Annotated in this window: 13 protein-coding genes, 2 tRNA genes and 1 pseudogene; 5 read left to right on the top strand and 11 right to left on the bottom strand. The window is 63.9% G+C overall.

Annotation, left to right across the window (positions count from 1 at the left end):
- Nucleotides 1-6: 6 nt before the first annotated feature.
- The 8 genes and pseudogenes from DSC91_RS20795 to fdxA all read right to left on the bottom strand — a co-directional run bounded on the left by DSC91_RS20795 (nucleotide 7) and on the right by fdxA (nucleotide 4,862).
- A complete protein-coding gene (locus DSC91_RS20795; protein ID WP_115780654.1) occupies nucleotides 7-774 on the bottom strand; it encodes a DUF4088 family protein in 768 nt (255 codons plus the stop codon).
- Between the two features lie 341 nt (nucleotides 775-1,115).
- Nucleotides 1,116-1,439 (bottom strand): AzlD domain-containing protein, encoded by a 324-nt coding sequence (locus DSC91_RS20790; RefSeq protein ID WP_115780653.1) that lies wholly within the window; start codon nucleotides 1,437-1,439, stop codon nucleotides 1,116-1,118.
- Nucleotides 1,440-1,603: 164 nt separating this feature from the next.
- Nucleotides 1,604-2,359 (bottom strand): annotated as a pseudogene (locus DSC91_RS20785) (AzlC family ABC transporter permease); the annotation flags it as partial.
- Nucleotides 2,360-2,532: 173 nt separating this feature from the next.
- Nucleotides 2,533-3,360 (bottom strand): helix-turn-helix transcriptional regulator, encoded by an 828-nt coding sequence (locus DSC91_RS20780; RefSeq protein ID WP_115780652.1) that lies wholly within the window; start codon nucleotides 3,358-3,360, stop codon nucleotides 2,533-2,535.
- 134 nt (nucleotides 3,361-3,494) lie between these two features.
- Nucleotides 3,495-3,971 (bottom strand): CreA family protein, encoded by a 477-nt coding sequence (locus tag DSC91_RS20775; protein ID WP_115780651.1) that lies wholly within the window; start codon nucleotides 3,969-3,971, stop codon nucleotides 3,495-3,497.
- A gap of 238 nt (nucleotides 3,972-4,209) precedes the next feature.
- A tRNA-Asn gene (locus DSC91_RS20770) sits at nucleotides 4,210-4,285 on the bottom strand.
- 62 nt (nucleotides 4,286-4,347) lie between these two features.
- Nucleotides 4,348-4,423, bottom strand: a tRNA-Asn gene (locus tag DSC91_RS20765).
- Nucleotides 4,424-4,538: 115 nt separating this feature from the next.
- Nucleotides 4,539-4,862: a ferredoxin FdxA gene (fdxA, locus tag DSC91_RS20760; RefSeq protein WP_020069367.1), complete on the bottom strand. Its 324-nt coding sequence runs from the start codon at nucleotides 4,860-4,862 to the stop codon at nucleotides 4,539-4,541.
- 281 nt (nucleotides 4,863-5,143) lie between these two features.
- Here fdxA and pncB point away from each other — a divergent pair, with 281 nt between their 5' ends.
- The 5 genes from pncB to DSC91_RS20730 all read left to right on the top strand — a co-directional run bounded on the left by pncB (nucleotide 5,144) and on the right by DSC91_RS20730 (nucleotide 11,200).
- Entirely contained in the window at nucleotides 5,144-6,343 is a 1,200-nt protein-coding gene (gene pncB / locus DSC91_RS20750; RefSeq protein WP_115780650.1) for a nicotinate phosphoribosyltransferase, read from the top strand.
- A gap of 204 nt (nucleotides 6,344-6,547) precedes the next feature.
- Complete coding sequence (locus DSC91_RS20745) at nucleotides 6,548-7,210, top strand: LutC/YkgG family protein (RefSeq protein WP_115780649.1); 663 nt, start codon at nucleotides 6,548-6,550, stop codon at nucleotides 7,208-7,210.
- A gap of 67 nt (nucleotides 7,211-7,277) precedes the next feature.
- Nucleotides 7,278-8,705 (top strand): sodium:proton antiporter, encoded by a 1,428-nt coding sequence (locus tag DSC91_RS20740; RefSeq protein WP_115783399.1) that lies wholly within the window; start codon nucleotides 7,278-7,280, stop codon nucleotides 8,703-8,705.
- Nucleotides 8,706-8,771: 66 nt separating this feature from the next.
- Nucleotides 8,772-9,761 carry a 2-hydroxyacid dehydrogenase gene (locus DSC91_RS20735; RefSeq protein ID WP_115780648.1) on the top strand — a complete coding sequence of 330 codons (990 nt, stop codon included), beginning with the start codon at nucleotides 8,772-8,774 and terminating at the stop codon, nucleotides 9,759-9,761.
- A complete protein-coding gene (locus DSC91_RS20730) occupies nucleotides 9,758-11,200 on the top strand; it encodes a DNA recombination protein RmuC (RefSeq protein WP_115780647.1) in 1,443 nt (480 codons plus the stop codon). Before DSC91_RS20735 ends, DSC91_RS20730 begins: the two co-directional genes overlap by 4 nt.
- Before the next feature lie 235 nt (nucleotides 11,201-11,435).
- On the opposite strand, the gene DSC91_RS20720 is transcribed toward DSC91_RS20730, so the two are convergent.
- From DSC91_RS20720 to mobA, 3 genes are all read right to left on the bottom strand, one after another.
- Entirely contained in the window at nucleotides 11,436-11,711 is a 276-nt protein-coding gene (locus tag DSC91_RS20720; RefSeq protein ID WP_054036190.1) for a hypothetical protein, read from the bottom strand.
- A gap of 111 nt (nucleotides 11,712-11,822) precedes the next feature.
- Nucleotides 11,823-13,124, bottom strand: coding sequence for a molybdopterin molybdotransferase MoeA (gene moeA / locus DSC91_RS20715; protein ID WP_115780646.1), 1,302 nt, complete (start codon nucleotides 13,122-13,124; stop codon nucleotides 11,823-11,825).
- 73 nt (nucleotides 13,125-13,197) lie between these two features.
- A complete protein-coding gene (gene mobA / locus DSC91_RS20710) occupies nucleotides 13,198-13,812 on the bottom strand; it encodes a molybdenum cofactor guanylyltransferase MobA (RefSeq protein ID WP_115780645.1) in 615 nt (204 codons plus the stop codon).
- Between the last annotated feature and the right edge of the window lie 2 nt (nucleotides 13,813-13,814).

Raw genomic sequence — 13,814 nt, 5'->3', positions numbered from 1 at the left:
CCTGCTTTACCGTGACTGACGTTGTTGCTGTTGCGGCGCCGGACGTGGCGGCACAAAGAAATTGCGCAGCCAGGCGGCGAGGCGTGAGAACACGTCATACGGCTCTTCGACGAAAATCTCCGGCTTCAGCAGGCGCAGGTATTCCATGATCTGCTGCGCTTCCTGCTTCTGGAACGAGCCGTGTGAAATGCCCAGGCGCAGCAGTCCGCGCAGTTCGCCGAGCTTTTCGCGTGCAGTGCTGCCCACGCTCGTTTCGCACGCCACTTTGGCTTCGTAGACGCGCTGCCGCAGCGATTCCACCAGACGCCAGGCCGGCGTCTGCATGACTTCCTCGAGCGCCTGGATGTCCTGCACGGCGCTCTTGATCTGCGCCGCGAGCGGGTCGATCAGCGCCGCGTCGCCTTCCGCTTCCTTGACGATGGCCGCCGCCCAGTCGCGGCACTGCTTGGCGAGCTCTTCCGGCGTCCATTCAGAGCGTGCCGCAAAGCCGAAGCCGAATTCTCCCGCCTGCCTCATCAGAATTGCGACGACGTCCGGGAATTCCTTGTCCAGCGTGCGTTTCGCCCATGCGTACTGGCCACCTTGCAACATCCGCTGAACCGCGTGCTCGGTCAACGGCACCATGTTGTCGAGCAGCTTGGCGCGCAAAAAGTCCTCGAACGACGGCGTCGCGAACTGCGGATCGAGCTTCAGCGAAACCCGCAGAAAAGCGTCGAAATCCTTGCGCAGCGTCGCAAGGGTCTCGTCTTTGAGCGTGAGGGTGATTTGACCCATGTGTTATCCCGTTTGGTCCTGCCGCGCTGCATCGTCATGTCGGCGCTTCGCGCACGGACCCCGTGAGACGCGACGCCTGTGCCGGCGCGGTTGATTCCTGCCTTGTGCCGCGTAACCAGCGGGACGTATCCCGAAGAGCGGACCTCGACTTCATATCGGCTGATTCAGGGAAAACTTAAGGGTGCGCGACGTGTCGGCGGCGGCTTTAGAGGGAGGCGTTGCCTGTGACGGCCGTGCGCGGCCGGCGCAGCCCCGTGCCGGACAAGCCACGCCTCGCGCCTGTGGCGGCGTGGGCGCCGGTTACGCGCGATTCTGGCTTCGAACCGCACTTCAAACTGCGCCTATTTAAGCACGACGCCTTGCCAGACAAAAAAGACCGTCAGGCCGACCGCGATGGTCAGGAGGGGCCGCCGCGTCAGGGCGCTGACGACGATGGCGGCGAGCGCGCCGACCAGTTGCGGATTGCGCCAGGTCAATTCGGCACTGGTGCCGTGCGGCGAGACGGCCATCGGCACGATGATCGCGGTCAGCACGGTAACGGGCACGAAGCCGAGCGCGGTGCGCACGAGCGGCGGAAACACCAGCCGGTCGCCGAGCACGAAGACGGCGGCGCGGATCACCCACGTGATGGCAGCCATGCCGAGGATCAGAACGACGTAGTTCATCGCGACGCCTCCATGGTTTCCGCCGAGGTCTTTCGCGAGACTTCCCGGAGCGGGGCTTGCGAGGTTTTTCGCTGGACTTCCTGCAGAGGGTCTTGCGAGGTTTCGTGCGGGGCTTCCCGCAATGGGCCTTGCGAGGTTTCGCGCGGGGCTTCCCGCAGGCGGCCTCGCGGGGATTCGCGATGTCCCCGCGCGCCTCGCCCAAATCGGGGCGCCGACAGCAGGACGCCGATCGCCACGCCCGCGAACACGGCGCCGAGCAGGCCGAGCTTGTACGGCCACGCCTGCCAGAAGAAGGCCAGCGTGCCCGCAGTCACGGCCGCCGCGATATAGCGCAGCGCGACGAGCTGCGGCACGACGATCGCGATGAACGTGGCGACCATCGCGAAATCGAGCCCGAGCGACTGCAGGCCCGGAAAGGCCGCGCCGAACAGCAGGCCGGCAACGGTCCAGAGCTGCCAGTTCAGGTACATGGCCAGACCGGCGCCAAAGAAGTAGTGCGGGCCGACCGTGCCGGGCTCCCGATGCCGGTAGTGTTCCCACGCGACCGCGAAGACTTCGTCGGTGAGCAGCGCGCCGAGCGCCCAGCGCCAGCGAGGGGACAGGTGCGCGACGTGCGGTGCGAGCGTCGCGCTATACAGCACATGACGCAGGTTGACGACGAGCGTGGTCGCCCAGATCACCGCAAAACTCGCGTGGCCGGCGATCAGCCCCAGCGCGATGAATTGCGCGGAGCCGGCGAACACGACGAGCGACATCAACTGCCCGTGCCACAGATGCAGCGGGCCGGACGCGACCAGGGTGCCGAAGATCACGCCGAAGGGCGCCGCGCCGACCATCATCGGGATGATGTCGCGCGCGCCGGCGGTGAATTCTTTTAAGTGGCCTGTGCTTAAGGGCTGGCCTGGGGTGGAATGGGTCAATCTTGCCTCCTTGATGCGCGAAGGATAGCGGGCGAGGCTGGGCGGGGGCTTGTACGTTCTTGCGGTGGGCGCGCGGATGCCGCCGCAGCAATGCCTGGTTGACCGGTTGTGCTCGTGCCCGAGGCGGATGGCGGGCGGTGCCGGGCGGGGCCAATCGTCCCGCGCGTCCCGCGTCAGTTGCCTTGCCAGCGCCCCGGCGGCACGCCGAACATGCGCCGGAAATGGCGCGTGAAATGGCTCTGATCCGTGAAGCCACTTGCCGCGGCGACGTCGGTCACCGAAACGCCCGCTCGCAATGGCGCGAGCGCACGCTGCAAGCGCACCTGGTTGCGCCACGCGTGCGGCGGCAATCCGGTGGTCTGCGTGAAAAGGCGGGCGGCGTGAAAGGGCGACAGGCCTGCCGCCCGCGCGACCTCGGCCAGCGTGACCGCTTCGGCGAGGTCGCCGGTCAGGCGCTCCTGCATCGTCGCGACGCGGGCGTCGTCGGTGGCGAGGCGCGAGTTTTCCGGTTGCGTTTGCGCGTAGCGGACCAGCAAGGTGGACAGCGCGTCGAGCATCGCGGCTTCGGCGGCGAGCGGATCGTCGCCGGCCTCCAGCAGACGGTGCGCACGCGCCAGCCGCTGCGCCAGATCGGGATCGCGGATGACGCCCGGCGCGAACCACGGCAATGCTTGCGGCTTGCCGGCGACTTCATTGGCAAGCTCGTGAATGAACTCCACCGGCGCATAGATCACGCGATAGCGCCAGCCTGCCTCGACCGCCTTCGAACCTGTGTGCAACTCGCCGGGATTGATGATCGGCACGCTGCCTGCTTCGGCCACATAGTCCGAACCGCGATACCGATAGCCCTCGGCGCCCGCGACGATCACCGGAATCGTGTACGCATCGTGCCAATGCGGCGTGAACTCGTGATCGTGATATTCGGCCGTGAGCAGGTCCGCGCCGGGCAGAAGCGGCGTGCGCCAGTAGCGGGCGGAATCCTGAAAGCGATGGGCGGTCATGGTGAAAGTCTGGCGATCCTGCGGTCCGGCAGTGGCGACGATCCGGCGTGACCTGTCAGTGTAGCGCGACGTGGCCGTTGCGGTGGCTCATGCATGTAGGTCCTTGCGCAGCGAACCTGGCCGCGTGGCGGCGGCTACTTGACCGGAATCGTCGTACCGGCCGGCATCGGCACGGCGGTCACGCTGTTTTTCGCGCTGCCGCTGACGATGCGGTCGCTGTAGGTCATGTACACGAGCGTGTTGCGCTTCGCGTCGACCACCCGCACGACATGCAGCGATTTGAAGATCAGCGACATGCTGACCGAGAACACATCGGATTGTTGTTTAACCGGACCGGTGAAGTGAATCGCACCCACTTGCCGGCAAGCGATCGACGCTTCGGTCGGATCTTCGGCGATGCCCAGCGTGCCCTTGACGCCACCCGTGCGCGCCCGTGAAACGTAGCAGGTCACGCCTTGGACCAGCGGATCATCGTAGGCTTCGACGACCACGCGGTCGGAACCGGTAATGCGGAAATTGGTATTGACGCTGGCGACTTCTTCGCTCTGGGCCGGAGACAGCAGCAGGGCGGCAATGACTGCAAGCGCGATGCGCAGCACGGTGGGTTTCATAGGAGGGATGGGAGTGAGTGCTTGGGTTGGGCGCGAGGGATCTGCGTCGATGAAACGCCATCGTATAACGGCGCGTCCGTCAGAGGGTCAGTGCAAACGCCCCGGGTCATGTGTTGCTTTCCGGCCGGAGCAGACGGCCGTTCGCCAGCCGATGCCACCTGATCCAGCGTTGAAATATGCCGAACACAGGCCGAACCAAAACAAAAAGGCCCGCACGAATGCGGGCCTTCTAAATTTTTGGCTCCTCGACCTGGGCTCGAACCAGGGACCTACGGATTAACAGTCCGGCGCTCTACCGACTGAGCTATCGAGGAACGGCAGTACAACTTGATCTACATAAAAAAGCCCGTATTGGTTAACGGGCTTTTGCAATTCTTGGCTCCTCGACCTGGGCTCGAACCAGGGACCTACGGATTAACAGTCCGGCGCTCTACCGACTGAGCTATCGAGGAACAGAACAACAAACAGCAGAGAAGCGAAATTGTAGGAGGTGACCAGGCGCCTGTCAATACCCCGCATTCATCTCGATTTGATTCGAATGCAACAGCGGGGCACGGGCCGCGCCGCTCAGCGTGCGAGCAGGGCCAGCTTTTCCTTCACGTCCTTGAATTCGTCGGCTTCCGGCAGCGGCGCTTTGGTCTTGGTGATGCTCGGCCAGTTCTTCGCCAGATCGGCATTCAGCTCGATGAAGTTCTGCTGGTCGCCCGGCACGTCTTCTTCGGCATAAATGGCGTTCACCGGGCACTCGGCCACGCACACGGCGCAGTCGATGCATTCATCGGGGTCGATCGCGAGGAAGTTGGGACCTTCGCGAAAGCAGTCCACCGGGCACACATCGACGCAGTCGGTATAGCGGCACTTGATGCAGCTTTCGGTCACAACGTGAGTCATTCAGGCAGCTCCTGCATGCGGAATCAGGGGAGGCGAAACGCCAAAAGCGCTATTGTAACGTAACGTCAAGTGGCGCATACGGCATCGCACAACGCCTTTTATATGTTTTCGTGATTAGTTTATAGCGTCCGGCGAGAGCCGCCTGCCGGCGCGCTGAATTCGGGCGCATTCGGGTAACATGCCGTCAGACCGGTGCGCACGGGGCGCGCCGCACGCGCATGGGTTGACGTGTCTGGTCGAGCCAAGCTTTCCGTTTTTCCCGCAGTCCAGTTCGCACCATCATGATTATTACTTCGCTGCTCGACACCGATCTGTACAAGTTCACGATGATGCAAGTGGTGTTGCATCACTTTCCCGCGGCGAATGTCGAGTACAAGTTTCGCTGCCGCACGCCGAATGTCGACCTCGTGCCGTACATCGGCGAGATTCGCGATGAAGTGCGCAAGCTCTGCGATCTGCGCTTCACCGACGACGAACTCGACTATCTGCGGCGCATGCGCTTCATCAAGGGCGACTTCATCGAGTTTCTCGCGCTGTTCCATCTGAACGAGAAATACATTTCGATCAAACCGTCGCCGAAGGGCAATGGCGAAATCGACATCGAGATCAAGGGACCGTGGCTGCACACGATCCTGTTCGAGATCCCGATGCTCGCGATCGTCAACGAGGTCTACTTCCGCAACACCCAGCAGAAGCCTGACTACAGCGAAGGGCGCGGCCGTCTCGTCGAGAAGATCAAACTGCTGGGCGCGCGCCCGGAATTCGCCGACTGCAAGATCGCCGACTACGGCACGCGCCGCCGCTTCTCGAAGCAATGGCACGAAGAAGTGATCCTCACGCTGAAAGACGGCCTCGGCGAGCAATTCGCCGGCACCAGCAATGTCTTCTACGCAATGAAGCACAGCCTCACGCCGCTCGGCACGATGGCGCACGAATACCTGCAGGCTTGTCAGGCGCTCGGCCCGCGGCTGCGCGATTCGCAGATATTCGGCTTCGAAATGTGGGCGAAAGAGTATCGCGGCGACCTGGGCATCGCATTGTCGGACGTGTACGGCATGGAGGCCTTCCTGCGCGACTTCGACATGTATTTCTGCAAACTGTTCGACGGCGCGCGCCACGATTCCGGCGATCCGTTCGACTGGGGCGAGCGCTTGCTCAAGCACTACGAGGCGAACCGCTGCGATCCGCGCACCAAGATCCTCGTGTTCTCCGACGCGCTCGACATTCCGAAGGTGCTGCAACTGTACGAGCGTTTCCGTGGCCGCTGCAAGCTGGCATTCGGCGTAGGAACCAATCTGACAAACGACCTGGGCTACAACCCGTTGCAGATCGTCATCAAGATGGTTCGCTGCAACGGTCAGCCGGTGGCGAAGCTGTCGGATTCGCCGGGCAAGAACATGTGCGAAGACAAGGCTTATCTCGCGTATCTGCGGCAGGTGTTCGGCATTGCGCAGCCCGAGGAAGACGCTGCTGCGAAGTAATTCCGCACCCGCGCGGCTCATGTGCGTCTTAGGTGCGACTCATGTGCACCTAAGCTGCCGATACTTCACGGAAATCGTGTTCGCCGCGTGGCCGACCGCTTGACCAATACACGGCGCCAGACCGTTCGGCCAGGGTGTTTGCGCGCGGGGTGGCCGGTATAATCCTCGTTACTTCGCACGGCTGTCGACACGAGGATTTCGCATATGGATACATCGATTGCCCGCCGTAATATCCTGGCGCGCATCCGTGCTGCGCAGGGGCGCGAGCCTGAGCCGTCCGCTTCCGAGCGTGACGCGGCTGCAGATTATCTGGCACGGCATCCCCAAGGTCCGCGTCCGGAGATGCCGGCCGATCTGACCACGCGCTTCATCGAAGAAGCGCAGAAAATGGCAACCACGGTCGATACGGTCGAGACACTGCGCGAGGTGCCTGGCGCCGCGCATCGCTACCTCACTGAACACGCTTTGCCGCTGCAGGCAATCGCATGGCAAACCCTGCAAGATCTGCCATGGGCCGAAGCCGGTCTCAACGTCGAATTTCGCAAGCCGGGTGACGGCGATGTGGTCGGTTTCACCGGCTGTTTCTGCGCGACTGCGGAGACGGGCACGCTCGTTCTGTTGTCCGGTCCGGAAACCTACGCGTCGGCCAGTCTGCTGCCGGAAACGCATATCGCGATCGTGCCGGCTTCGCGCGTCGTCGCAGGACATGAAGAGGCGTTCGAGCTGATCCGCAGCGAACGCGGCGAGCTTCCGCGTGCGGTCAATTTCGTCTCCGGGCCTTCGCGCACCGGCGATATCGAACAGACAATCGTGCTTGGCGCACATGGGCCGTATCGGGTGCATGTGATCGTCGTACGTGGCGCGTGAGCGCGGCGAGCGTCGGCGTCTCGTCGCGGCGCGCACGGCTGTCCGCGGCAACAAGGACTTCAAAGATATGAAACGACATGCCGTATGGTCGAGCATGGTGCTCGCCGCTGCATTGACGCTGGCCGGCTGGCCTCAACTGGCGTCGGCGGCCACGCTCGACGGCGCGAGCCTGTCGGCGTTGTGGGGCTTGCCCTTTGCGGGCGTGCTCCTGTCGATCGCGGTGTTCCCGTTGGTCGCGCCGGCATTCTGGCATCACCATTTCGGCAAGATCGCGGCAGCCTGGGCTCTGTTGTTCCTGGTGCCGTTCGCGCTTACCTTCGGCGCAGGTATGGCGCTCGGTACGCTGGTACATGCGGTGCTCGAAGAATACATTCCGTTCATCGTGTTGCTGGCGGCGCTGTATACGGTCGCGGGCGGCATCTGCGTGCGCGGCAATCTGCATGGCTCGCCGCGCCTGAATACCGCAATTCTTGCGCTGGGCACGCTGTTGGCCAGCATCATGGGCACGACCGGTGCGGCGATGCTGCTGATTCGCCCCTTGCTGCGCGCCAACGACAACCGCAAGCACGTCGTTCATGTGGTGGTGTTCTTCATCTTCCTGGTGGCGAACGCGGGCGGCTCGTTGTCGCCGCTCGGCGACCCGCCGCTTTTTCTCGGCTTCCTGCAGGGCGTCGGTTTCTTCTGGACCACCACGCATCTGGCGTGGCCGATGCTGTTCGTCTGCGTCGTGCTGCTGGGCGCGTTCCATGCATTGGACTCGTACTATTTCCATCGGCGTGAAGAAGAGCGTTCGCGCTTTCTCGATCCGACGCCGGATTCGCCGCGACTGGGCGTCGACGGCAAGATCAACTTCGTGCTTCTCGCCGCCGTGATTGCGCTGGTCCTGATGAGCGGACTCTGGAAGTCGGACGTGATGTTCGACGTATTCGGCACGCACGTCGCATTGCAAAATGCGGTGCGCGATGTTGCGCTGATCGGCGTCACCTTGCTCTCGCTGGCGTTGACGCCGCGTGCGGCACGCGCGGGCAATGACTTCAATTGGGCACCGATCGAAGAGGTCGCCAAACTGTTTGCCGGCATTTTCGTGACGATCGCGCCGGTCATCACGATCCTGCGTGCGGGCGAGGCGGGCGCGTTCGCCGGCATCGTGCACCTGGTCAACCCGTCCGGCCAGCCGCACGACCTGATGTACTTCTGGGCGACCGGCCTGCTATCGTCGTTTCTCGACAATGCGCCGACCTACCTGGTGTTCTTCAACCTGGCCGGCGGCGACGCGCAGACGTTGATGACCACCGGCGCCACCACGCTCGCGGCGATCTCGGCCGGCGCGGTATTCATGGGCGCCAACACGTACATCGGCAATGCGCCGAACTTCATGGTGAAAGCGATCGCGGAGTCGCGCGGCGTTCGCATGCCGAGCTTTTTCGCGTATCTGGGCTGGTCGGTTGTCGTGCTGATGCCACTGTTCGTCCTCACCGGCTGGCTGTTTTTTTGACGCCTGATTTCACGCTTATCCCGACGCCGAGGCAATTGAACTCGACGCGCTATCCGGAGAATTGCAATGCAGAAGATCCTCGTTGCCCGTCCAATCTTTCCCGATGTGATCGAACGGCTCAAACAGTATTTCGACGTCGACTGGCACCAGGGCGACGTCTTGCCCGCCGACGAGTTGACGCGACGTCTCGCGGATAAAGACGGCGCGCTGACCGCGGGCGATCCGGTCGGCGCGGCGGCGCTCGCAGCGGCGCCGCGTCTGCGCGTGGTGTCGAACATGGCCGTGGGCTACAACAACTTCGACATGGCCGCGTTCAACGCGGCGAACGTGCTCGGCACCAACACGCCGGACGTGCTGAACGAATCGACCGCCGATTTCGGCTGGGCGCTGATGATGGCCGCGGCGCGCCGCATCGCCGAATCGGAACACTGGCTGCGCGCGGGCAAATGGGAGAAGTGGGCCTATGACGGTTTTCTCGGCACCGACATTTACGGCTCGACGCTCGGCGTGATCGGCATGGGCCGGATCGGGCAGGCGCTGGCGCGTCGCGCGAAGGGCTTCAACATGCAGGTGATCTATCACAACCGTTCGCGCGTCGCGCCGGAGATCGAGGCGGAGCTGAACGCGGAATACGCGTCCAAACAGGACCTGCTGCAGCGTGCTGATCACGTGGTGCTCGTCTTGCCGTACGCGAAGGAAAACCACCACACGATCGGCGCGGCCGAACTCGCGCTGATGAAGCCGACCGCAACGCTCACCAACATCGCACGCGGCGGCATCGTCGACGATGCGGCGCTGGTCGAAGCGCTGCGTACGAAACAGATTGCCGCCGCCGGTCTGGATGTTTACGAGGGCGAGCCGAAGCTGAACCCGGCGCTGCTGACCGTGCCGAATGTCGTGCTGACGCCGCACATCGCCAGTGCGACCGAGTCAACGCGCCGCGCCATGGCGAACCTCGCCGCGGACAATCTGATCGCGGCGCTGGGTGAAGGCCCGCGCGCCGGCCGGCCGCCGAATCCGATCAACCCCGAGGTCATCGGCAAGGCGCGTTCATGACAATGATTCTGGTGGCGGCCGTCGCCGTGCTGGCGGTCGCCTTGGTGATCGCGTTGGCATTGCTGATGCGCGGCAGTCGCGCTGACGGAAGCGAGCAGGTCGAGATGCTCAGCGAACGTATCGACGCAGCGGCAGACGCGCAGTTGCATGCTTACGAGCGGCTCGAGCGGCAATTGCGCAATGACATCACCGAAACGGCGCGCGTCTCGCGTACCGAGCAGAGCAGCGGGTTCGCGCACTTTCAGCAAACGCTGGCATCGCAGTTCAGCAGTATGACGACGGTGCAGGGCGGCAAGATCGATGGCTTTGCGCAGCAACTCGACGCCGTGCGTCACAGCCTGCAGCAGCAGGCGCAGCAGGCACGCGACGAGCAAGGGCGCACGCTCAAGCAGTTCGGCGAAACGCTGACCCTGCAGCTGGGCCAGCTCACCGAGGCGAACGATCGCCGCTTTGCCGAAGTGCGTGCGACCATCGAGCAGCGTCTGAAAGACATCGAGGCGAACAACTCGACCAAGCTTGACGAGATGCGCCGCACCGTCGACGAAAAACTGCACGCCACGCTCGAACAACGCCTGGGCGAATCGTTCAAGCTGGTATCCGACCGGCTGGAGCAGGTGCATCGTGGTCTCGGCGAAATGCAGACGTTGGCTGCGGGCGTCGGCGATCTGAAGAAGGTCCTGACCAACGTCAAAACGCGCGGCACGTGGGGCGAAGTGCAACTCGAAGCATTGCTCGAACAACTGCTCACGGCGGATCAATACGCAAAGAACGTCGCGACGGTGCCGAAGAGTGCGGAGCGCGTCGAATTCGCAATCAAACTGCCGGGCCACGCGGAGACGGGTGGTCCGGCCACGCCGGTCTGGCTGCCGATCGACGCCAAGTTCCCGCGCGAAGACTACGAGCGGCTGATCGAGGCTCAGGAGCGCGCCGATCCGGTTGCGGTGGAGGAGGCGTCGCGCGCGCTCGAAGCGCGGATTCGCGCCGAGGCGCGCACGATCGCGGAGAAGTACGTGTCGCCGCCGTACACCACGGATTTCGCGCTGTTATTTCTGCCGACCGAAGGCCTGTACGCGGAAGTCCTGCGTCGGCCGGGTCTGACGGACCTGTTGCAGCGCGACTACCGCGTGACGATTGCCGGCCCGACCACGCTGACCGCCTTGCTCAATAGTTTGCAGATGGGGTTCCGCACGCTGGCGATCGAGAAGCGCTCGAGCGAAGTGTGGCAAGTGCTCGGCGCGGTGAAAACGGAGTTCGGCAAATTCGGCGACGTGCTGGCAAAGACCAAGGCGCAGCTTGAAACCGTGACGCGTTCGATCGAAGCCGCGGAAACCCGCACTCGCGTCATGAACCGCAAGTTGCGTGACGTCGAGGCGTTGCCGGGTGACGAGGCAAGTGGCTTGCTCGGCGACGTGCTAACGGGCGCGGATGCTGACGAGTAAGAGTACCGGGCACGGTTGTCCGGGCTGAATTTTCGCGACGCTGCTGATTGGGCTCACGGGACGCCGGGTCGGGTGAACCAGAGCACAAACCCGGATACCGAGACGGCTGACACTCAGGAAGCGGCTCCGGTGGCCAATTCGGCTCACATTCAGGAAGCGGCTCCCGCGGCCAACTGTTCGAGCGCATCACGCGTCAGACGAACGACACGCCAATCCGGCAGCACCGTCGCGCTCATTAAGCCTCTTCCGGCGCGTCGGTCAGCTGGATTTCGATGCCGCCAAAGCGCGACGCCACCCAGTTGTAGGCGTGGCACGCAATCCACAGCAGGATGAAGCCGAGAATCGCGTTCAGCAGCAGTGCGCTGAACACGGTGCTCAGCTCGACCGAGCCATAGCGGATGAACGCCACCAGTACGCCGAGCAGCACGATCGGCACCGAGAACGTCAGGTACACGAGGATAAGCGCTTTGGCCGTTTGTCCCGGTGCAATGAACGAGATCTGTTTTTTCATGTAAGTCAAACCCGTATGTCGTAGTGGTAATGGGGGAAGCTGCAAACGCGGCTGCCAATGTCGCTGCCGGCGAGGCCGCAAAAAACTGCCATGGAAGCGTTCAGCCAGGCGTCAGATGAGTCCGTCGAACAACATGATATCGACGTGCTCGCCCTCGGCAATATCGGCTTCATCGTGCCCGAGAACGATGAAACAATTTGCTTCGCTCATCGAACTCAGCACGCCGGAGCTTTGCGAACCGGTCGGCGCGACATGCCATTGGCCGTGTGCATCCCGTCCGGCGACGCCGCGCTGGAACTCGGTGCGGCCGGCGCGCTTGCGGATGGTCTGGCGGCTGGCGGCGCGCAGGACCGGCAGTGCCTGAGGCGTCGCGCCGGACATCAGCAGCAGCACCTCGCGCACGATCTGGTAGAACGTCACCATCACCGCCACCGGATTGCCGGGCAAGCCGAAGAATAGCGCGGGCAGCCCGAGACCCGGACGGTTGCCGGACCAGACGCGGCCAAAAGCGAGTGGGCGGCCCGGACGCATGGCGAGGCTCCAGAAAGCGACGTCGCCGAACGTCTGCAGCAGTTGCTTGGTGAAATCCGCCTCGCCGACCGAGACGCCGCCCGACGTCAACACCACGTCGGCACTAGCTGCGGCGCTGCGCAACGCGGCTTCGAGCGCTGCCGGTTCGTCGCGCACCACGCCCAGATCGAGCGTATCCATGTTCAGGCGCCGGAGCATCGCAAACAGCGTGTAGCGATTGCTGTCGTACACCGAGCCCGGGTCGAGCGGCTCGCCGAGCGAGCGCAATTCGTCGCCGGTGGAGAAAAACGCCACGCGCAAGCGCCGCCGCACGTTGACCTCGCCAATGCCGAGCGAAGCCAGCAAACCGAGGTCCGAGGCGCGCACGACGCGGCCGGCGTGCAGCGCGGCATGGCCGCTGGCAAGGTCTTCGCCGGCGAGGCGCCGGTTGGCGCCGCTTCGCAAGGCCTTGACCGCGAAACGGATCGAGGTGGAATCGGCGCTGCGCTCGACAAGTTCCTGCGGCACGACGGTGTCGCAGTTGGCCGGCATGCAGGCGCCCGTCATGACGCGCACACATTGCGTCGTGTCCACGCGGCCCGGGAATGGATGACCGGCCAGCGCTTTGCCGACGATCGTCAAATCGACCGTGGATTGATTCGTCGCCAATGCCGCACCGTTGAACGCGTAGCCGTCCATGGCCGAGTTGTCGTGCGACGGGACGTCGATCGGCGAGACGATGTCGGCCGCCAGCACGCGGCCGAGCGCATCCCGCAAGGGCACGCGTTCGACCGCCGTGACGGGCGTTGCCCACTGGCGGACGATCGCCTGGGCAGCCGGAACGGGTAGCGCGTGAGGGTCGTACTGCGCGACGCAGCGGGAAAATTCGTTAAGCGTGGTCATGGAGGGCTGGACGTCGCGACCGGAGGCGGGAGCGGCTGTTGCCGTGCGCCGGAGCGGGATTTCAACCGGGGCCTCAACTACGCTCGAGGTCGGCGAGTTCTTGTAACGAATTGATATTGTAAAACGCGCGCTCGTCGGCAAAGGCGACTTCGACCGTCTTGTGGCGCGCGTACCACGCGCGGACCTTGCGCTCGCCGGTGTCGAGAAAGGCCGCCAGGTCGTCTGCGAGACTCGTGCGCAGCAACGCGAACACGGGATGCAGCGAGACGTGGCCGTCGGCGTCGGCGGTCGTGACGGTGGCGATATCGGCGTGATTGGAGTCGAGTGCCTGGGTGAGGCGGCTGGCGAGTCCGGCGGGCAGGCCGGGCGTGTCGCAAGGCGCGCTCAGCAAGTACGTGGTGCCGGCCGCACGCATTCCGGCAAGCAGGCCCGCCAGCGGGCCGGGAAAGCCGGGCAGGGTATCGGCAAGCACCTTGGCGCCGAACGGCGCGCCCAAAGCTGCGTAGATATCAGGGTGACGATTGGCGCTGATCAGCAGGGCGCCGGTTTGCGGTGCGAGTCGCTTCAGCACATGAGCGGCGAGCGGTTCGCCGTGCAGCGTTTGCAGTCCCTTGTCGACACCGCCCATACGCATGCCGCGTCCGCCTGCGAGGACCAGGCCGGTGATGTGTTCGCGTGCAGGGTTCATGG

The organism is Paraburkholderia caffeinilytica, assembly GCF_003368325.1.
Taxonomy (GTDB): domain Bacteria; phylum Pseudomonadota; class Gammaproteobacteria; order Burkholderiales; family Burkholderiaceae; genus Paraburkholderia; species Paraburkholderia caffeinilytica.
Note: the sequence above shows the minus strand (reverse complement) of the source record. Positions and strands in the feature narration are given on the sequence as shown.